Raw genomic sequence first — 19,108 nt, forward strand, 5'->3', positions numbered from 1 at the left:
GCGGTGCGGGAGCCGGGGCCGCACCAGCCGCAGCCAGGCCAGGGCGAGCAGGACGGCCACCGCGGCGAACGGCAGCACCGCGCCGAAGGCCACCGCTACGGGCGCAGGGAATTTCAGTCCTGTCGGCCCTCCTCGCGCGGACTTGTGGCCTCCGGGGCCGGACGGGTCGTCGGAAGTGGGCCGAGGGCGCTCGTCGTGGGTGCGGTGGCCGGGCGGTGCGGGAGCCGGGGCCGCACCAGCCGCAGCCAGGCCAGGGCGAGCAGGACGGCCACCGCGGCGAACGGCAGCACCGCGCCGAAGGCCACCGCCAGCCACCGCAGCATCGTCACGAAGGCGTGCCAGCCGCCCGCCAGCGCGTCCAGGAAGCCGGGGTCGTCGTCCTTCGCGGCCGCCTTCACCGGCGTCTCGGACAGGGACAGCGTGATGGTGGCCATGCTCGTGCGGTCCTTCAGCGACGCCTGCTGGGCCAGCAGCGCCTCCAGATCGGCCTCCCGGCTGCTCAACTCGCCTTCCAGGGCGACGACATCGCTCAGCCTGGTGGCCCGGTCCATCAGCTCGCGGACCCGGGCGACGCTGACCCGCTGCGACTTCACGCGGCTGTCGACGTCGACGACCTGGTCGGTGACGTCCTCGGCCTTCGCCGTCCGGTCGATCAGCTTGCCCGTGCCCTGGAGGTCGGCGAGCACCTGGTCGTAGCGGTCCACGGGCACCCGCAGCACCACACGTGTGTGCTCGCGGCCCTCCGGGTCCCGGCTGGTGGTCTCGTCGCCGACGTAGCCGCCCGCGCTCTCGGTGGTGGTCCGCGCCCTGTCGAGGGCCTTCGGTACGTCCTTGACCTGGACGGTCAGGGAGGCGGTGCGGATGATGCTGCTCGCGGTGAGCTTCGGCGCCCGGGGCCTGGTGCCGCTCGTCGCCTCCGCCCCGCCCGCGTCCTTCGCGCCGCCCGGAGCGGCCGCCTTCGCGTCGCCCCGGGCGGCGGCACCCTTGTCGGAGGCGGAGCTGCCCGAGTCGCTCGCGGAACTGCATCCGGTCAGGGCGAGTGCCGCGGCCAGCAGGAGTCCGGCCAGGGCCTGGACAGGTCGTACGGAACGTCGTGCGCGCATGTGGGTGTACCCCCCCGAGGGTCGTGACGACTGACGCTCCTTCGACGCCGGAAGGGCGCGGGACGTTGGGCTCCGGTGGTCCCGATGCGGTCACGGTCGGGACTCGGTGGGGCCACATGGGCCCTGGCACGACTGTCAGTTGCGTCTGAGACAGTGGAGCCATGAACGGATCACGTGCCGGCACCCGGGTGGTCGTCGTCGGAGCCGGTGTCGCCGGACTGGCCGCGGCCCACCGGCTGCTGCGGCGGGGCGCCGGTGTGACGGTGCTGGAGGCGTCGGACCGCGTCGGCGGCAAGCTGCTGCCCGGGGAGATCGCCGGTGTGCGCGTCGACCTCGGCGCCGAGTCGATGCTGGCCCGCAGACCGGAGGCGGTCGGGCTGGCCGGCGAGGTGGGGCTCACGGACCGCCTCCAGCCACCGGTCACCGCGTCGGCCTCGCTGTGGACCCGCGGCGCCCTGCGCCCCATGCCCAAGGGCCATGTGATGGGCGTACCGGGCACCGCGGACTCGCTCGCGGGCGTCCTCTCCGACGAGGGCCTGGCCCGCATCGGGCGCGACGCCGACCTGCCGCGCACAGAGGTCGGCGACGACGTGGCCGTCGGGGAGTTCGTGGCGGCGCGGCTCGGCCGCGAGGTCGTCGACCGTCTCGTGGAGCCGCTGCTGGGCGGTGTGTACGCGGGCGACGCGTACCGCATCTCGATGCGCTCGGCGGTGCCGCAGCTCTTCCAGGTCGCGCGGACGCACACCTCGCTGACCGAGGGCGTCCGCGAGATCCAGGCGAAGGCGGCGGCCGGTCAGCAGGCCGGGCCCGTGTTCATGGGCATCGAGGGCGGTATCGGATCCCTCCCGCTCGCCGTCGCCGAGTCGGTGCGCGCGCGGGGCGGCGAGATCGTCACCGGTGCCCCGGTGACGGAGCTGCGCCGTGACGCGTCCGGCGGCTGGCGGGTGGTCGCGGGCGACCGCGTCCTGCACGCCGACGCCGTGATCGTCGCCGTCCCCGCCCCGGCCGCGGCCGGCCTGCTGCGCGGCGAGGCCCCCGAGGCCGCCGCCGAGCTGGCCGCCGTCGAGTACGCCTCCATGGCCCTGGTCACCCTGGCCTACCGCCGCTCAGACACCGCCCTCCCGGCAGGCAGCAGCGGCTTCCTCGTGCCGCCGGTCGACGGCCGCACCATCAAGGCGTCCACCTTCGCCTCCCAGAAGTGGGGCTGGATCGCCGAGGAGGACCCGGACGTCCTGGTCCTGCGCACCTCCGTCGGCCGGTACGGGGAGACGGAGATCCTTCAGCGCGACGACGCCGGTCTGGTGGACGTCTCCCGCCACGACCTCAGGGCCGCCACCGGCCTGGACGCCACCCCGCTCGAAACCCGCGTCACCCGCTGGACCGACGGCCTGCCCCAGTACCCCGTCGGCCACCACGCGCGCGTGGCCCGCATCCGCGAGCACATCGCCAAGCTCCCCGGCCTCGCCGTCTGCGGCGCGCAGTACGACGGCGTCGGCATCCCGGCCTGCGTCGCCAGTGCGTACGCGGCCGTGGATCAGCTGGAAGGCGACCTCACCGGTGTGCAGCAGCTCACCGCCAACCCGGTGCAGTCGCTGCACGGCGGAGCAGGAGAATGAGGGACATGAGTGACGACGCCCCCACCACCGAGGCCGCCAGGATCCCCAACAAGGGCAAGCTGGCCAAGGACCTCAACGAGGTCATCCGCTACACCCTGTGGTCCGTCTTCAAGTTGAAGGACGTGCTGCCCGAGGACCGCGCGGGCTACGCCGACGAGGTCCAGGAGCTGTTCGACCAGCTCGCCGCCAAGGACGTGACCGTCCGCGGCACCTACGACGTCTCGGGGCTGCGCGCCGACGCCGACCTCATGATCTGGTGGCACGCGGAGACCAGCGACCAGCTGCAGGAGGCGTACAACCTCTTCCGCCGCACCAGGCTGGGCCGCGCCCTGGAGCCGGTCTGGTCGAACATGGCGCTGCACCGCCCCGCCGAGTTCAACCGCTCGCACATCCCCGCGTTCCTCGCCGACGAGACGCCCCGCAACTACGTCAGCGTCTACCCCTTCGTGCGCTCCTACGACTGGTACCTGCTGCCGGACGAGGACCGCCGCCGTATGCTCGCCGACCACGGCAAGATGGCCCGCGGCTTCCCCGACGTCCGCGCCAACACGGTCGCGTCGTTCTCCCTCGGCGACTACGAGTGGATCCTCGCCTTCGAGGCCGACGAGCTGCACCGCATCGTCGACCTCATGCGCCACCTGCGCGGCTCCGAGGCCCGCCGGCACGTCCGCGAGGAGATCCCGTTCTACACGGGCCGCCGCAAGGACGTCGCCGAGCTGATCGCCGGCCTCGCCTGATCAGCGTCCCACCGCGGGCCGGGCCGTCGCGGAGCGGCTGTCCGGCCTCGTCGGCTCGGGGGCGGCGTGCGGGGCGCAGGCCGCGTGCCGTCGCGGCAGCCGCCCCTGAAGCAGGTAGGCGTCCAGATAGGCGTTGACGCACCGGTTCGGTCCGCCCGCGATGCCGTGCGTCCCCGCGTCCCGCTCCGTCACCAGCACCGCCCCCGACAGCCTCCGCTGCAACTCCAGCGCCCCCTGGTAGGGCGCCGCCGCGTCCCGCTCCGCGGCCAGGATCAGCGTCGCCGGCACCTCACCGGGACCCGTCCGCACATCGACCGGCCGCTGCCGCGGCGCGGGCCAGTACGCGCAGGGCAGGTTGGTCCACACGTTGTCCCACGTCTCGAACGGCGCCACCCGCGCGAGCCGTGTATTGTCCCGGTCCCAGACCCGGAAGTCCGTCGGCCAGGGCGCGTCGTTGCACTCCACGGCCGTGTAGACCGCGTTGGTGTTCTCCACCTCGGCCGCCGCCTCCACCACCGGGGACGCCTGCTCGATCAGCGGTTTCGGGTCGCCCTTCAGGTACCGCGACAGCGCCTCGGCCCGCTGCGGCCAGAAGTCGTCGTAGTAGCCCGCCGTCAGGAACGCGCCCTGCAGCTGCCCCGGCCCCACCTTGCCGCCCGCCGGTTCGGCCGCCAGCCGCGCGCTCGCCCGGTCGTAGCTGAGCCGCACCGCCTCGGCCGTGCCGCCGAGCCCGTACACGTCGTCGTGCTCGGCGATCCACTCCCGGAAGTCCGCCCAGCGCTCCTCGAACGCGGCCGACTGGTCGAGGTTGTTGCGGTACCAGACCTGCTCCGGATCGGGGTTCACCGCCGCGTCGAACACCATCCGGCGCACATGGGAGGGGAACAGCGTGGCGTACAGCGCGCCCAGGTAGGTGCCGTACGACGACCCCATGAACGTCAGCCGTTCCTCGCCCAGCGCCGCCCGCAGCACGTCCAGGTCGCGGGCGTTGTCGAGCGAGGTGTAGTGGCCGAGCGCCGTACCGGCCCGCCGCGCGCACCCGCGCGCGTACGCCTTGGCCCGCGCGACGCGTTCCCTCTTGTACGACTGCGAGGGGTGCGTCGGCGCCAGGGACGGCCCCTTGAAGAAGCGCTTGGGGTCCCCGCAGGACAGGGGCGCCGAACGGCCCACGCCGCGCGGGGAGTAGCCGACGAGGTCGTAGGCGCCGGCGATGCCCTTCCACGGCGGCAGCAGGCCGACGAGCGGGAAGTACAGTCCGTCGCCGCCGGGCCCGCCGGGGTTGTAGACCAGGGCGCCCTGCCCGGGCACCCGGCGCTTGCTGTTGTGCGGGTCGCGGTGTGTGGCCCGCACCCGGCTGACGGTCAGCTTGATCTGCCGCCCGCCCGGGTCCGCGTAATCCAGCGGGACGGAGACCGTGCCGCACTCCAGGCTGCCCGGCATGTCCTGCGCGTTCGAGCACGCGCCGAAGTCGACACCGGCGGCCCGGGCCCGCGCGGCGGCCACCGCCGTGCCGCGCAGCTCGGCCGTGCCCGGGGTACCGGGGGCGCCGTCGGCCGGGGCCGTGGCGAGGGCGGTCAGGAGCAAGGATCCGGCGGCCGAGTAGAGGGCGGCTGCTCTCATCGAGTATCCCTTCGGTGCACGGCGGCGACAAAAGGGAAGTCTCGTTCGCCCCCCGCCGAAGGCAAGCACCGTCCGGCGGTGTCGCCCCAATGCCCCCCGTGCGCCCCCGGCACACGGCTCACACCCGAAAGACCGTCCTGGGGCAGCCCTAGACCCGGTCGCGATGTGCGAAGGCGGCGCGCAGGTCCGGTTCGCCGACCGCGTGGACTCCGCGGACGGCGACACAGGTGAGGTACGTTCGGTCGTCGCCGTCCGAGGGGCGCCGGGCCAGGGTGCCCAGCAGGCGCTGACCGGCCGGGGAGGCCCAGCGGGAGTAGGGATGCGCCTCGACGCGGGCTATGGCCAGACAGCTCAGGCTCAGGGCGAGCGGCAGCGCGAACCACAGGGCGACCAGACCCCGCGACATGGCCGGCTGGGCCGGGGCCAGCAGCGCGGTCGCGCCCAGGGCCAGGACCGCCGGCACGGCGAGCCGCACCTGGCGCACCGCGGCCGCGACGGTGGTCCGGGCGCCGGCCGGCACGGCCAGTCCCGCGCGGACGAGACGGTCGCCCAGGCTGCCCACCGCGTCCGCGGCGGCCGCCGCGGCACGGACCGGGGCGATGCGGTTCTGCCCCTCGGGCCCGATGGCTCCGATGACCGATTGCTCGATCTCGTCCCGTCCCCGCGGGTCGACCACCGTCGCCCAGCCGGTGTGGGCGAGCAGCAGCCGGCGCTGCCGGGCCATGGAGACCATGGTCAGATCGGCGACCCGGCGCGGACCGCCGGAGAGGAACGCGGCCTCGTAGAGCGTCAGCTCACGCTGGACCGGGTCCGTGTCGACGGCCGCCGCGCGTACGGCGGCCAGGCACAGCCGCGTACACGCCGTGCCGGCGACGGCCCAGGCCAGCAGCAGGAGGAGGACCCAGAACATGCCGCGTTTCTATGCCAAAGGCCCTCTCGGGCGCCATGCCTTGTTCACAATCCGGACGGAGCGTTGTCTGCCTGTGACGTTCCGCTTGTCCTGAACGGGACTACTGCGGAGGCGGGCTGGAGGCGGCCGGCGGCAGCGAGTAGGTCGCGGACGGCGTGGGGGCGACCGGGACGGCCGGGCTCGGGTCCGTCGTGGGGCCGGGCGGGGCGGGGGAGTTGACCAGCGGGGGAGTGCTCGCGGCGGCCATGTTCCGTGCCAGGGCGTCCCAGTCGACGTCGCCCGTCGCCTCCAGGACCCTGATGTGGTCCAGCACGGTCGTGTTGGCGTCGTCCGCGAGGGCGCGCACCAGCGAGTTACGGGTGGTCGCGCGGACCTGGGCGACCAGCGAGAACACCTTGCCGTGCGCCAGCCGCGCGATGTTCACGAAGTCGTGGTCGTACTCCACGCCCTGCGCCCCGTTCAGGGTGGTGAGCCACTGCCGCTGCTGGCCGGTGGGCTCGTTGGGCAGCTCGATGCCGAGCTTGGCGGCGACGTCCCGGACCCGCTGGTCGAGGAAGGTGTGGCCCTGGACGAGGTGCTGCCCCGCCGTCCGTACGGCCTGGGTGGTGCCCTTCTGCTCGGCCTCCTGGCCGGCGGGCAGTTCCCACAGGCCGGCCTGGCGGACCCTGGTGAGGAAGTCGCGGTCGAGGCCCGACAGGGGGCCGTAGTTGGTGGCGACGGTCTGGGCGTTCAGCACGCTCACACCGGTTCCCGACCGGTCGGCGTAGGACCAGATCGGGAAGATCAGTGCGAGCAGGGTCGCGAGCAGACCGGTGACGATGACGCCGGTTCCACTGACGATGCCCCGGCCCTTGATGGGGGGTCTCGGTCGCATGGTGCCTCCTGCCTGCGGCACCGCACGCTGGTCGGTTGTGAGTGCGGGACTGGCATGTTACTGCGTGGTGCGGGCACCGATGCCGCGAGGAGGCGTATCCCACACTCGCCGCTCAGCGGTGCGACAGCACCCGCCGCGCCACCCGGGCCACCCGCCCCCGCCCGGACCGGGGCGGCACCGGCCCCGACCGCTCCAGCCACCAGCCGCGCAGCTCCCGCTGCACCCGCCCCTCCGCGAGCCGCCCCGACAGCAGCAGATGCTCGGCGAAGTCCAACGCGTCCCGGCGGTAGCCGCCGGTCATGGGGTGGCCGTGCGCGTACGCGAGAAATGCCGCCCGGTACGCCTCGCCGAGAATCCCCGGCAACTCGGGCGCGACCTTCCCCACCACATCGGCCCGCTTCCCGGCAAGCGCCCGCGCCTGCACCCCGAGCCGCCCCCGGTCGAACCCCTCGGGCACGGGCGTCCCGGCGACGAGCGCGGACAGCAGCGCGGCCTGAGCGAGCGCGAGCCGCTGCCGGGCGCCGTCGGCGCCACCCGAGGGGGCGGCGGGAGGCGGAGTCGGAGCGGCGGCAACGGGGGAGGGGGCGGCGGTCGGGGGTTCCTCGGTGGTTGCCGCTGTCACTGTCCCGGTGCCCGCCGCGGTCGCCGCCACCTCCCTTCGCACCGCCCGCGCCGGCTCGCCGCCCGCCGCCCGTCCTTTCTCCACGGCCGCCCGGATCGCGGCCAGCTCCCCCTCCAGCACTCCCGGCTCGGGGAAGTTCTCGTCCCGCTCCAGCAGCACGCCCGCCGGGCGCACCCGGGACGCGAGGTCGGTCAGGACGTCCAGGACCGCCTCCGGCACCGGGTGGGCGTGGCTGTCGTGCCAGACCCCGTCGCGTTCGAAGCCGCCCGCGACGTGGACGTACGCGATGGCCTCCACGGGGAGCTCGGCGAGGGCCTTGGCCGGGTCCTCGCCCCGGTTGACCTGGTTGGTGTGCAGGTTGGCCACGTCGATGAGGAGCCGCACCCCGGTCCGGTCGACGAGGTCGTAGAGGAACTGCCCCTCCGTCATCTCCTCGCCCGGCCAGCAGATCAGCGCGGCGATGTTCTCCACGGCGAGCGGCACGGGCAGCGCGTCCTGCGCGACGCGGACGTTCTCGCACAGCACGTCGAGGGCGTCCCGGGTGCGCGGGACGGGCAGCAGATGCCCGGCCTCCAGCGACGGGGACGCCGTGAGCGGTCCGCCAGCCCGGACGAAGGCGATGTGTTCCGTGACCAGCGGCGACCGAAGCGCCTCCGCCCGCTCGGCGAGCGCGGTCAGCCGGCCCGCGTCGGGACGGTCGGCCCCGCCCAGGCCGAGGGAGACACCGTGCGGGACCACCGTCACGCCACGCTCCCGCAGCCGCTGGAGCGCTTCCGGGAGGTGCCCCGGGCACATGTTCTCGGCCACGACCTCGACCCAGTCGATGCCCGGCATCCGCTCCACGGCGTCGGCGATCTCCGGCCGCCACCCGATGCCCGTGCCCAGTCGCTCCATGGTCGTCCCCTCCCTGCCGTCTCCCCGAAGAACGTGACGGGGGTATGGCCCCGGCATCCCGCCCCGAACCGCGCGCCCCACACCTTCAGAGCAACATTTGAGGTTCCTCGCGTCCCGCCCGGCTCACCCGAGGACGCCCGCCGTGTCCACCGGGTCCGGCCGCCCGGTGTTGACCGTGCCGGGCGCGCCCGGCGAGGGGCTGGACGTCGTCGGCAGGTTCGCGCCGCCCTCGGCGGCGGGCGCCGAGGGCGCGACCTGGCCGGGCACGGGGGCCGCGGGTCCCGTCGGGCTGGCGGTCGTCCCGGCCACCGCGTCGTTGGCGATGGCGTCGAAGTCGACCTTGCCGGTCTTCTCCAGGATCGTGATGTGGTCGAGCACGGTCTGGTTGGCGTCCGAGGCCAGCTGCCGTACGAGGGTGTTGCGGGTGGTGTTCCGGACCGTGCCGATCGCCGGGAAGATCTTGCCGTGAGCGGACCGCAGCAGGTTCACGAACTTGTACTCGTACTCCGCGCCGCTCGCCGCCGACATCTCCTGCAGCCAGCCCTGCTGCTGTTCGTTCGGCTGGTTCGGCAGGGCGACGCCCAGCTGGGCCGCGACGATCCGGACCCGCTTGTCGAGGTCGGTGTGGCCGACGATGAGATGGTCGCCGGCCTCCTTGATGGCCTGGCTCGGCGCGCGCTCCAGGGCCTGCTGCCCGGCCGGCAGCTCCCACAGACCGGCCAGCCGCACCCGCACGATCAGATCGCGGTCGGCGGCGGTGAGCGGGCCCCACTGGGTGTTCACGGTCCCCGCCGCCACGTTCGCCTGACCGGTGCCCGACCGGTCGGCGTACGACCACACGGGGAACGCGATCGCTCCGACGGTGGCGACGAGGGCCGCGACGAGGAAGGCCGTGCCATTGATCCGCATGCGCTGCAAAGGTCCCTCCCGGGTGAAACCAACTGGTCCACGGCGCGGGGAAGTTGACCGGGCGCCGGTGACAGGAGGTACGCGGGGGTGGCCCCGGTTGTTCAAGCGACGGCCAAATAACTAAACGACTGGTAAAGCGATACGGCCGCTCAGTCCCGTTTCGTCCACACCTCCGGCGTCCGCCCCAGCAACCGCAGCGTCTCCTCCAGCGGCCCCGCTCCCTCCGGCCCCCGGACCACCGGCGCGAACGCGAACCCCGGTCCTCGTCGCGCCGGATCGGTGGGCACGCGCCGGGCGACGGCGAGCGCGGCGCCGAGCACCTCGTCGGGCAGTTCCACGGCCGCGCCGAGCGCGGCCGCGACATCCCAGGCGTGCACCACGTAGTCGACGAAGTGGAAGCCGACCGCGATCCGTCCGGGGAAGCTTCCGCCGAGCTCGGGAAGCACGAACTCCCGCTGCTCCACGCCCGGTTCGCCGAACGCGCCGAGCACGTCCGCCGCGGCCGCCCGGTGCGCTCCCGCCGGATCGTCCATGTCCGCCGGCTCCCGCCGGCGCTCGGCCTCCTGCCCCGCACCCCGCGCGGCGGCCGCGAACCCGTGGTGCTGCGCGGCCATGTGCGCCACGAGCCGCCGCAGGGTCCAGCCCGCGCACGGGGTGTCCCGCCCCCAGTCCGCGTCCCCCGCCAGATCCACCACCCGGACCGCCTCGCGCACGGCGATCCGGTCCAGCTCGACGATGTCCGCTCCGGTGACAGTCATGAGCCGAGCCTAAAACCAAGCGAACGGTCGTGCTACTTGTTTTCACCGTCGGCTTCCGGAATCTTCCCCGGCGCGACGGCCGCCGCCCTCAGCCGCGCCGCGATCCCCACCCGGGCCCGGCGATAGGCGGTCTCCTCGGCCCGCAGTACCGCGATCCCGTTCGCGGTCTCCATCAACGCCACCAGCTCGAAGGCGAGTTGCGGCACATCGGTGTCCTCGCGCAGCTCGCCGGCGTCCCGGGCGCCGGCGACCGTGCGCTCCACGTACGCCGTCCAGTCCCGCTGCGCCCGCGCCACCGCCTCGTGCACGGGCCCCGAGCGGGCGTCGAACTCGGCGATCACCTCGTAGAAGAAGCACCCGCCCGGAAAGACGCGGCCACGCGAGTACTCCAGCCATGCCTCGCACAGCCGCCACACCCGTCCGACCCCCGCGGGCTGCTCCTCGGCCACCCGGACCACCCGCTCGGCGAAGATCCGTCCCGCCTCCCGGACCGTGGCGAGCTGCAGCTCCTCCTTCGACCCGAAGAGCGCGAACACCCCGCTCTTGCTGAGCCCCAGCTCCGTCGCCAACCGCCCGACGGACAGCGCCTCCAGCCCCTCCACGGAAGCGATCTCCACGGTCCGCGCCAGCACCGACCGCCGCGTCCGGTTCCCCCGCTCGACCCGCCCGTCCAGCCGTGTCATCGCAAGGCCGGATGATCGGCGACGACGGTGCACGAGCCGGGCGCGATCTCGGTGAACCCGGCGTCCCGCACCAACGGCAGCCCGCCGCCGGTCAGTTCGGCCCAGCGCCCCCGCTCGGCGGTCCGTACCGCCAGGGGGAACCCGGCGTCCCGCCACGCCGCGCGTTCCTCGTCCGACAGTTCCCACCAGGCGAGTTGGGCGCCGTGGCCCACCTGGGCCATCGCCTTGCCCGCGGACATGTCCAGCTCCGGGTTCAGCCACAGCACGGGCTGCGCGGTGTCGGCCTCCGCCGGTGCCTCCGGATCGTCGAGGTCGGTGCCGGACACCTGCAGCCGGGCCAGGTCCTTCGGCCACCCGTCGAGCGGTACCGGCGGGAAGACCCGCACCTCGGCGGACTTCCCGGTGACGGTGATCCCGTCCAGCCCCTCCGCCCGCCGCCACTCGGCCCCACGGGCCCGCCGTACGACCTTCCGGATCCGCGCGTCCTGCCACTCCCGCATCGCCTGGGCCCACGCACCGTCCCCCAGGGACCGCTCATCGCTGAGCATGACGAGCACGGCCCGGGCAGCGGTCTCCAGGGCGTCGGTACGGGCGGGCGGCGCCGCCTTCTCGATCCGCACGACGAGTGGCAGCACGAACTGCGGGGCCTCGTCGCGGGCGTTGCGCTCGGACCGGAAGGGACTGTCACCGGTTGCTGTCGAATCAGGGCTCACACCAGGCAACTCTAAAGGGCCGCTCACCCTGAGCAGGCGCCGCGCTGGGCCTCCTGCCACGCGCAGACGGGGCACATGGTGATGCCCTTGTACGACTCCGGGTACTCCGTCGGCTCCCGGCACAGCACGCTCCCCCACTCTCAACTTCGTTCGAGCGGGGGGACCCCCATCGCGTACGGCGGCCCGTCGGCCTTCGGCGGCTTGGCGGCGTCGGCGATCGTGCAGTACTCGTCGCTCATGACTCCAGCGTAAGTCGCTCGCGGACGTCGCTCACCGACGTGCCTTCGCGTCCCCGACCAGCTCCGAGACCTTCACGAACCGGTACCCCCGCGCACGCAGCTCCGGCACGATCGTCCGGACCGCGCGCTCGGTCACCGGGGCCGCGCTGCGGGTGCAGTGCATGACCACCACCGAGCCGGGGCGCACGCCGTCCAGGACCTGCCGGGCCACCGCGTCCGCGTCCGTCGCGAACGCGTCGCCGCTCACCACGTCCCACTGCACGGCGGTGACGCCTACGGGGGCCAGCGCCTTGAGGGCCCGCTGGTCGTAACAGCCGCCGGGGAAGCGGAAGTACGGCATCGCGTCCCTCACCCCGGCCCGGCGGAACGCCGTGTACGCCCGCTCCACGTCCGTCCGCATCCGGTCCGCGGTGACGGTCGGCAGGCCGTAGCAGTCGCCGGTGAAGGCGTAGTGGCTGTAGGAGTGGTTGGCGATCTCGAAGAGCGGGTCGCGGTCGATGGACCGCGCCTGCACCGGGTACTCGTCGGCCCATCGCCCGGTCATGAAGACGGTCGCCGGCACCTTCAGCGCCCGGAGCGTCGCGACGAGCTGCGGATTGTCGAACCGCTCGCCCGCCGCGGCCCGCTTGCCCTCGTCGGCGGTCATGTCGGCGTCGAAGGTGAGCGCGACGATCTTCCCGTCGGTGCGGGGGCCGTTCTTGAAGACCGGCGTCAGGCCGCCCGGGCCGGGGGCCAGGGTCGGCGGCCGGGAGGGCGCGGCGGAGCCGGCGGACGGGGCCGGGTGGGCGGCGTGCGGGGCCTTGACGGTGCCGCAGGCGGTCAGGGCGGTGCCGAGGGCGCAGAGGGCGGCGGCACGTCGTACGGGAGCGATCACCGTACGAACGTAGAGCTGATTGTCTTATGTGTGCGGTTATGGCAGTGGTGTTCGGGGCCGGCGTCACTCGGTCAGGTCACCCGGTCAGATGTCCCGGCGCTCCAGCGGCCTGGTCGCCGGACCCTGGATCACCTTGCCGTCCTTGTCGAAGCGGGAGCCGTGGCAGGGGCACTCCCAGGCGCGTTCGGCGGAGTTGAAGGAGACCAGGCACCCGAGGTGGGTGCAGCGCGGGGAGACGGCGTGCAGGCTGCCGTCGTCGTCCCGGTACACCGCGACCCGGTCGTGTCCGGCGCGGACCACGGCGCCCTCGCCCGGCGGCAGCGACTCCAGCGGCGGTACCGGACGCAGCCGGTCGCCGACGAAGTGCCGGGCCACCTCGGCCTGCGTCTTGAGGAACGTCGGCGCCTCGCGCACCGCCGTGCGCAGCCGCCGCGGGTCGTACAGCTCGCTCCACGCGCACGGCTCGCCCAGGATCTGCGCGCTCAGCAGCCGGCCCGCCATGATGCCGCCGCTCAGGCCCCAGCCGCCGAAGCCGGTGGCGACATAGGCGTGCCGGGCGCCCGGGTGCAGCAGGCCGACCATGGGCACCGTGTCCGTGGGGTCGTTGTCCTGGGTGGCCCAGCGGTGGGTGAGGTCGGCGTCCGGGAAGTGGTCGCGGGCCCAGGCCGTCAGGCGCTCGAAGCGGGTCCGGGTGTCTCCGGTGCCGGGCGTGAAGTGCTCGCCGGTGACGACCAGGAACCGCCGGCCGTCCTCGCCGTGCGGTGCCGTCCGCACGGACCGGGTGCCCTCGTCCGGCGTGATGTACATGCCCTCCGGGTCCCGGTCGACGGGGAGCGGCCCGGCGACGACCAGCTCGCGGCGCGGGGAGAGACGGGTGAAGAGCAGGGCGCGGTCGAAGATCGGGTAGTGCGTGGCGACCACGACGTCCCGGGCGGTCACCGTCGCACCGGACGCGGTCGCCACGCGGCACGGCTCGCCCTCGTCGAGGCCCGTGACCGTGGTGTGCTCGTGGATGCGCCCGCCCCGGCGGACCAGGTCCTCGGCGAGCGCCAGCAGGTACTTGCGCGGGTGGAACTGCGCCTGTCCGGTCACCTTCACCGCGCCCGCCACCGGGAACGGCAGCCCCGTGTCCGTCGTGAACGAGGCCGGCAGCCCCGCCTCGCTCGCGGCGGCCGCCTCGGCCCGCAGCTCCTCCACCCGGCCCGCGTCGCAGACATAGGTGTAGGCGTCGCGGCGCTCCCACTCGCAGTCCACGCCGAGTTCCCCGGCGACCTCGGCGGCGTGCTCGACGGCCTCGCTCTGCGAGCGGGCGTACAGCCGGGCGCCCTCGGGGCCGCGGGTGCGGCGCAGCTTGTCGTAGATCAGCGTGTGCAGCGCGGTGAGCTTGGCGGTGGTGTGGCCGGTGACACCGGCCGCGACCCGGTCGGCCTCCAGCAGCGCCACCGACCTGCCGGCCCGCGCCAGCTCCCACGCGGTGCTCAGTCCGGCGATCCCGGCGCCGATCACGGCCACGTCGACCGTGAGGTCCTCGGTGAGCGGCGGATGGTCGGGGCCTGGGGCGGTCTCGAGCCAGTACGAGCCGTTGACGTGCTGGTCGTCGTTCATGGCGGCCGGGTACCCAGCCCGGCAGGGATCAGTGTTCCAGGAGCCGTTTGCGGCACTCGGCCGGGTCGAACCCCGGTTTCGGGTACTGCGGATCCAGCGCCTGGAGATGCTCCAGGAGCAGCCGTGCCACGGTCCAGTCGCGGTACCACCTGCGGTCGGCCGGGATCACGTACCAGGGGGCGTGCGGGGCGGAGCAGCGGTGCAGGGCGATCTCGTACGCCTCCTGATAGGCGGGCCACAGGGCGCGGTCGTCGATGTCGCTGGGGCTGAACTTCCAGCGCTTGTCGGGGCGGTCCAGGCGCCTGAGGAGACGGCGGCGCTGCTCCTCGAAGGAGATGTGCAGGAAGCACTTGACGAGGGTGACCCGGTCGTCGGCCAGGCGCTGTTCGAAGCGGTTGATCTCGTCGTAGCGGCGCTCGATCTCGTCGCGCGGGGTGAGGGCGCGGACGCGGGGGACCAGGACGTCCTCGTAGTGTGAGCGGTCGAAGGCGCCGATCTCGCCGGGGCGGGGGAGTTCCCTCTCGATGCGCCAGAGGAAGTCGTGCTCGCGTTCCTCGGCGGTGGGTGCCTTGAAGCCCACGACATGGCAGCCGGCCGGGTTGAACATCCCGACGACGTGCTTGATCGTGCCGCCCTTGCCGCTGGTGTCCATGCCCTGCAGCACCAGCGGCACCCGGCGCCGGTCGCCCGCGGTGCCGGCCGCCCAGAGCCGCTCCTGGAGCTTGGCCAGCCGCTTTCCGGTGCGGGCGGTCTCCGCGCGCCCCGCGGCCTTGTCCTTCGGGCCCGCCGGCCCGTGCCGGGTGTCGTACTCGGCCAGGTCGAGATGTTCACCGCCGGGCACGCGCAGCAGCGTGCGCAGATCCTGGTTCCTTCCGTCCTTGGCCACGGGAGTGCCCCTTCCAGTCAGCGGCCGTAACGGCCGGTCAGGGTGCCCGAGGCCAGTGTGTGGCCGGCGAGTGCGCGCCCCAGGTCGTCGGGCGAGGCGTCGGAGGGCAGATGGAGGGTGCGGTCGACGGCGTAGACCGTGAAGACGTAGTGGTGCGGCTCGTCTCCCCTGGGCGGGCAGGGGCCGCCGTAGCCGGTCCGCTGGAAGCCGTTGCGGCCCTGGACCGTTCCTCGCGGGACCTGGCCGGCGGGCCAGCTGGTCCGGTCCGGGGGCGCGTTCCACAGCAGCCAGTGGGTGAAGGTGCCGTGCGGGGCGTCGGGGTCCTCGACCAGGAGGGCCAGGGTGACGGTGGCCGGGGGCAGGCCGGAGAAGGCGAGCGGCGGGGAGACGTCCTCGCCGTCACAGGTGTGGCGCCGCGGGATCGTGCCGCCCTCGGCGAAGGCGGGGCTGGAGACGGTGAGGTGCCGGCCCGTGGCGGGCGAGGGCGCGGAGGAACCCGCGGCGCCGTCCCCGCAGCCCTGGACGAGCCCCACCGCCACCGCCACACCGACGATCACCACCGTGCGCCGCATGCACGGAACGCTAGCCCCGCGATCCGCGGCCCGCCAGCGGCGTGGTCACTTCTCCAGGTGGTGGTCCTGTGGGTGTTCCTGGGCCCTTTCCAGGAAGCGGAGCAGCTCCACCGGGAAGGGGAGCACCAGGGTCGAGTTCTTCTCGGCGGCGACCGCGACGATCGTCTGCAGCAGCCGCAGCTGGAGCGCGGCCGGGGTGTCCTCCATCTGCTGGGCGGCCTCGGCCAGCTTCTTGGAGGCCTGCAGTTCGGCGTCGGCGTTGATGATGCGGGCGCGGCGCTCACGGTCTGCCTCGGCCTGGCGGGCCATGGAACGCTTCATCGACTCCGGCAGCGAGACGTCCTTGATCTCCACCCGGTCGATCTGCACGCCCCACCCGATGGCCGGGCTGTCGATCATCAGCTCCAGCCCCTGGTTGAGCTTCTCGCGGTTGGAGAGCAGGTCGTCGAGGTCGCTCTTGCCGATGATCGAACGCAGGGAGGTCTGCGCCATCTGGGAGACGGCGAACTTGTAGTCCTCGACGTTGACCAGCGCGGCCGACGCGTCGACCACCTTGAAGTAGACGACGGCGTCCACCCGCACCGTCACGTTGTCCCGCGTGATGCCCTCCTGGGCCGGGATCGGCAGCGTGACGATCTGCATGTTGACCTTCGCCAGCCGGTCCACGAACGGGACGATCATCGTGAACCCGGGACTGCGCACCTCACCGCCGAGCCGCCCGAGCCGGAAGAGCACCCCGCGCTCGTACTGCTTCACGACACGCGCCGCGGCGGCGGCATAGACGGTCGCGGCCGCTCCGGCCGCGACCACGGCTGTCACCAGCTCAGGGACCATCACGACCTCCTCTGGGAGAGGTCTTTCTGTCTGCTTCTGTAACGATATGCCCGGTGGCCGGTCCCGGGCCACGAGGATCCGGGACCGGCCACCGGGGTGCTTATGCGGCCGTCGTCACCCGCACCGGTTCGGAGCCGGCCGCGCTGTGCCGCTCGGCCCAGTTCTCCAGTGCCGTACGGCAGGCGTGGTCCAGGTGGTGCAGTCCGGACAGGTCCAGCTCCACCGGGCGGTCCTGGGGCAGCGCCTCCAGGCTGTCGAGGATCTTCGGGAGCCTGAGGAAGGTCGCGTTGCCCGTCAGATGGACCTGGATGGGACCGGCGCCCTTGTCGACGATCTCGGTCCTGAGGTGCGAGGCCTCCCAGGCGGTCTTGACCACGGACAGGCCCAGACCGATGAGCACGCCCTCGAACATGTTGACCGCGACGATCGAGACGGCCGTGACCACGAGGATCAGCGCCTCGCCCCGGTGGCTGCGCCACAGCGCCGAGATCTGCCGGAACGGGATCAGCTTCCAGCCCGCGTGCACCAGGATGCCGGCCAGGGCGGGGATCGGGACCAGTGCCAGGGCGGACGGCAGCGCGGCGGCGAACAGCAGCAGCCAGGCGCCGTGCAGCACCCGCGAGGCCTTGGTCCGCGCGCCCGCGCTGACGTTGGCGGAGCTGCGCACGATCACCGCGGTCATCGGCAGCGCGCCGAGCAGACCGCACACCGTGTTGCCCACGCCCTGGGCGACCATCTCCTTGTCGTACTCGGTGCGCGGACCGTCGTGCAGCCGGTCCACGGCCGCCGCGCTGAACAGGCTCTCCGCCGAGGCGATCAGCGTGAACGCCACGATCGTGCCCCAGATGGCCGGGGTGGCCAGCTCACCGAAGGCGTCGCCCCCCGGCATCTGGACGACACCGAACAGGCCCTCCACCGTGACGGTGGCGACCGGCAGGCCGAAGGCCTGGGTGGCGACCGTGGCCAGGACCACCGCGGCGAGGGCGCCCGGCACCGACCGCAGCGCCTTCGGTATCCTCTTCCACAGCACGATGACGGCGATGGTGCCCGCGCCGATCGCGAGCGAGGCCAGCGCCTCGGTGCTGCCGAGCGCGTCGGCGAAGGCCCCGGGCAGGCCCGCGATCTTGCCGAGGCCGGTCTCCGGCGCCTTCAGGCCCGCCGCCGCGTAGATCTGCCCGGCGATGATCACCAGGCCGATGCCGCAGAGCATGCCCTCGACGACGGAGACGGATATCGCCCGGAACCAGCGGCCTATCTTGAAAAAGCCCATCGCGAGCTGCAGCAGACCGGCCATCAGCACGATCACACCGAGCGTGCCCACGCCGAACTCGCTGACGGCCTCGAAGACCAGCACGGTCAGACCGGCGGCCGGCCCCGAGACCTGCAGGCTGCTGCCGGGCAGGAACCCGGTGACGAGGCCGCCCACGATGCCGGTGACCAGGCCCAGTTCCGCCGGGACGCCGGAGGCGACGGCCACGCCGACGCACAGCGGCACCGCGACCAGGAAGACGACTATGGAGGCGAGGAAGTCCTGCCGCAGATGGGGGAACTTCGAGGTCAGGGTCGTCATCGCCGCGCTCACAGGGCCTTGAAGACGTCGGCGGCCGGGTCGTGCGCCTGCACGGCGCCGGTGTGGACCTCGTAGAACCAGGCGTGCAGGGTCAGTTGACCGTCCTTCAGCTTCTTGTCGATGTACGGGTACGAGCGCAGCCTGAGCAGCTGCGTCAGGACGTGGCTCTGCACGCCCTCGGCCACGGTCGGGTCCTCCACCGTCCCCGTCGGGCGCGGGGTGGCGTGCGCGAGCCAGTCGCGCACGGCCGGTACGGCGTCCAGGTCGTCGCCGCGCACCAGGGCGCCGACGGCGCCGCAGTGCGAGTGCCCGCAGACCACGATGTCGGAGACGCCGAGCACCTCCACGGCGTACTCGATGGTGCAGGCCTCGCTGGTGGGGTGCTCGGAGGCGTACGGCGGCACGATGTTGCCCGCGGTGCGCAGCTCGAAGAGCTCGCCCGGGCGGGCGCCGGTGATCAGGGCCGGCACGACCCTGGAGTCGGAGCAGGTGATGAACAGCACCTGCGGGGACTGGCCTTCGGCGAGTTTGGCGAACTCCTCAGGGCGCTGTCCGAACGTACGGGCGTTGTCGATGAGGGGCTGCATGATGTGGTGACTCCTCCTGACGCGCCGTGGGGGCACGTCGGTGTGGGCAGGAACAGGGTGGGGGAACTGCTCTGTTCTGCTCGGCTCTCTCAGCAGCGGAAGACCTGAAGTGCCGCCGGGGAGCGGGATGTCGAGGGTCTCGACGGATGCGGGGCGCGGGGCGCCGCCGGTTCGCGGGCGGACGCCGGGTCCTCGCCCAGCAGGGGGCGCTCGGGGTCCTCGGGTGTGCACCCGGTGTTCACATGACGGTCGCGGGTGCGCAGGGGGCCGGTCGGGTCCCCGGAGAGACCGCAGTCGCCGTGCGTCGCGGACTCGTCACGCAGCGCCTTGCCGGAGGGTTTCGTTCCGGGCAGGTCCTTGGCCACGGCGTGACGGGCCGTGTGCGCGGCTGCGAAGGATGCGTTCGGAGCGAAGAGCTGGAGGGCGAGCAGGGCGGTGGCGAGGAGGGCCAGGACGGCCCTGGCCGTCGTACCTCGGAACATGCGCCCCCCTCCGTGCTCTC

Annotated in this window: 19 protein-coding genes and 1 pseudogene; 2 read left to right on the top strand and 18 right to left on the bottom strand. The window is 73.3% G+C overall.

Annotation, left to right across the window (positions count from 1 at the left end):
- Positions 1–113: 113 nt before the first annotated feature.
- The gene (locus ABZ453_RS19265) at positions 114–1,103 is read right to left on the bottom strand and encodes a DUF4349 domain-containing protein (protein WP_359016139.1); all 990 of its coding nucleotides are present in this window, start codon (positions 1,101–1,103) and stop codon (positions 114–116) included.
- 161 nt (positions 1,104–1,264) lie between these two features.
- Between ABZ453_RS19265 and hemG the strand changes: the two genes are divergently transcribed.
- Complete coding sequence (hemG, locus tag ABZ453_RS19270; protein WP_359016140.1) at positions 1,265–2,719, top strand: protoporphyrinogen oxidase; 1,455 nt, start codon at positions 1,265–1,267, stop codon at positions 2,717–2,719.
- Between the two features lie 5 nt (positions 2,720–2,724).
- On the top strand, positions 2,725–3,456 hold the full coding sequence (gene hemQ, locus ABZ453_RS19275) for a hydrogen peroxide-dependent heme synthase (protein ID WP_356761918.1): 732 nt from the start codon (positions 2,725–2,727) through the stop codon (positions 3,454–3,456).
- Here the strand turns inward: hemQ and ABZ453_RS19280 are convergent, their stop codons facing one another.
- From ABZ453_RS19280 to ABZ453_RS19360, 17 genes and pseudogenes are all read right to left on the bottom strand, one after another.
- The gene (locus tag ABZ453_RS19280) at positions 3,457–5,076 is read right to left on the bottom strand and encodes an alpha/beta hydrolase (protein WP_359016141.1); all 1,620 of its coding nucleotides are present in this window, start codon (positions 5,074–5,076) and stop codon (positions 3,457–3,459) included.
- 148 nt (positions 5,077–5,224) lie between these two features.
- Positions 5,225–5,986 carry a TIGR04222 domain-containing membrane protein gene (locus ABZ453_RS19285; RefSeq protein WP_359016142.1) on the bottom strand — a complete coding sequence of 254 codons (762 nt, stop codon included), beginning with the start codon at positions 5,984–5,986 and terminating at the stop codon, positions 5,225–5,227.
- 100 nt (positions 5,987–6,086) lie between these two features.
- On the bottom strand, positions 6,087–6,860 hold the full coding sequence (locus ABZ453_RS19290) for a DUF4142 domain-containing protein (protein ID WP_359016143.1): 774 nt from the start codon (positions 6,858–6,860) through the stop codon (positions 6,087–6,089).
- Positions 6,861–6,972: 112 nt separating this feature from the next.
- Positions 6,973–8,376: a DUF692 domain-containing protein gene (locus ABZ453_RS19295; protein ID WP_359016144.1), complete on the bottom strand. Its 1,404-nt coding sequence runs from the start codon at positions 8,374–8,376 to the stop codon at positions 6,973–6,975.
- Between the two features lie 123 nt (positions 8,377–8,499).
- Positions 8,500–9,285: a DUF4142 domain-containing protein gene (locus ABZ453_RS19300; RefSeq protein WP_359016145.1), complete on the bottom strand. Its 786-nt coding sequence runs from the start codon at positions 9,283–9,285 to the stop codon at positions 8,500–8,502.
- 149 nt (positions 9,286–9,434) lie between these two features.
- Positions 9,435–10,043, bottom strand: a complete 609-nt coding sequence (locus ABZ453_RS19305) for a TIGR03086 family metal-binding protein (RefSeq protein ID WP_359016146.1) — start codon at positions 10,041–10,043, stop codon at positions 9,435–9,437.
- Between the two features lie 32 nt (positions 10,044–10,075).
- Positions 10,076–10,726, bottom strand: a complete 651-nt coding sequence (locus ABZ453_RS19310; RefSeq protein ID WP_359016147.1) for a TetR/AcrR family transcriptional regulator — start codon at positions 10,724–10,726, stop codon at positions 10,076–10,078.
- Entirely contained in the window at positions 10,723–11,439 is a 717-nt protein-coding gene (locus tag ABZ453_RS19315; RefSeq protein WP_359016148.1) for an aminoacyl-tRNA hydrolase, read from the bottom strand. The genes ABZ453_RS19310 and ABZ453_RS19315 overlap by 4 nt, the downstream gene beginning before the upstream one ends.
- 23 nt (positions 11,440–11,462) lie before the next feature.
- Positions 11,463–11,678: pseudogene (locus tag ABZ453_RS19320) on the bottom strand (hypothetical protein).
- A gap of 31 nt (positions 11,679–11,709) precedes the next feature.
- Entirely contained in the window at positions 11,710–12,552 is an 843-nt protein-coding gene (locus tag ABZ453_RS19325) for a polysaccharide deacetylase family protein (RefSeq protein ID WP_359016149.1), read from the bottom strand.
- Positions 12,553–12,636: 84 nt separating this feature from the next.
- A complete protein-coding gene (locus ABZ453_RS19330) occupies positions 12,637–14,157 on the bottom strand; it encodes an FAD-dependent oxidoreductase (protein ID WP_359016150.1) in 1,521 nt (506 codons plus the stop codon).
- A gap of 28 nt (positions 14,158–14,185) precedes the next feature.
- Positions 14,186–15,043, bottom strand: coding sequence for a PPK2 family polyphosphate kinase (locus tag ABZ453_RS19335; protein WP_359016151.1), 858 nt, complete (start codon positions 15,041–15,043; stop codon positions 14,186–14,188).
- Positions 15,044–15,060: 17 nt separating this feature from the next.
- Entirely contained in the window at positions 15,061–15,615 is a 555-nt protein-coding gene (locus tag ABZ453_RS19340) for a YbhB/YbcL family Raf kinase inhibitor-like protein (RefSeq protein ID WP_359016152.1), read from the bottom strand.
- Between the two features lie 45 nt (positions 15,616–15,660).
- A complete protein-coding gene (locus ABZ453_RS19345; RefSeq protein ID WP_359016153.1) occupies positions 15,661–16,449 on the bottom strand; it encodes a slipin family protein in 789 nt (262 codons plus the stop codon).
- A gap of 100 nt (positions 16,450–16,549) precedes the next feature.
- On the bottom strand, positions 16,550–18,019 hold the full coding sequence (locus ABZ453_RS19350) for a SulP family inorganic anion transporter (RefSeq protein WP_359016154.1): 1,470 nt from the start codon (positions 18,017–18,019) through the stop codon (positions 16,550–16,552).
- 8 nt (positions 18,020–18,027) lie between these two features.
- The gene (locus tag ABZ453_RS19355; RefSeq protein WP_133041546.1) at positions 18,028–18,606 is read right to left on the bottom strand and encodes a carbonic anhydrase; all 579 of its coding nucleotides are present in this window, start codon (positions 18,604–18,606) and stop codon (positions 18,028–18,030) included.
- A gap of 89 nt (positions 18,607–18,695) precedes the next feature.
- Entirely contained in the window at positions 18,696–19,088 is a 393-nt protein-coding gene (locus ABZ453_RS19360; protein WP_359016155.1) for a hypothetical protein, read from the bottom strand.
- Positions 19,089–19,108: the final 20 nt, after the last annotated feature.

The sequence above is a fragment of the Streptomyces sp. NPDC005799 genome (assembly GCF_040630525.1).
In the GTDB taxonomy this organism is placed as follows: Bacteria; Actinomycetota; Actinomycetes; order Streptomycetales; family Streptomycetaceae; genus Streptomyces; species Streptomyces griseorubiginosus_B.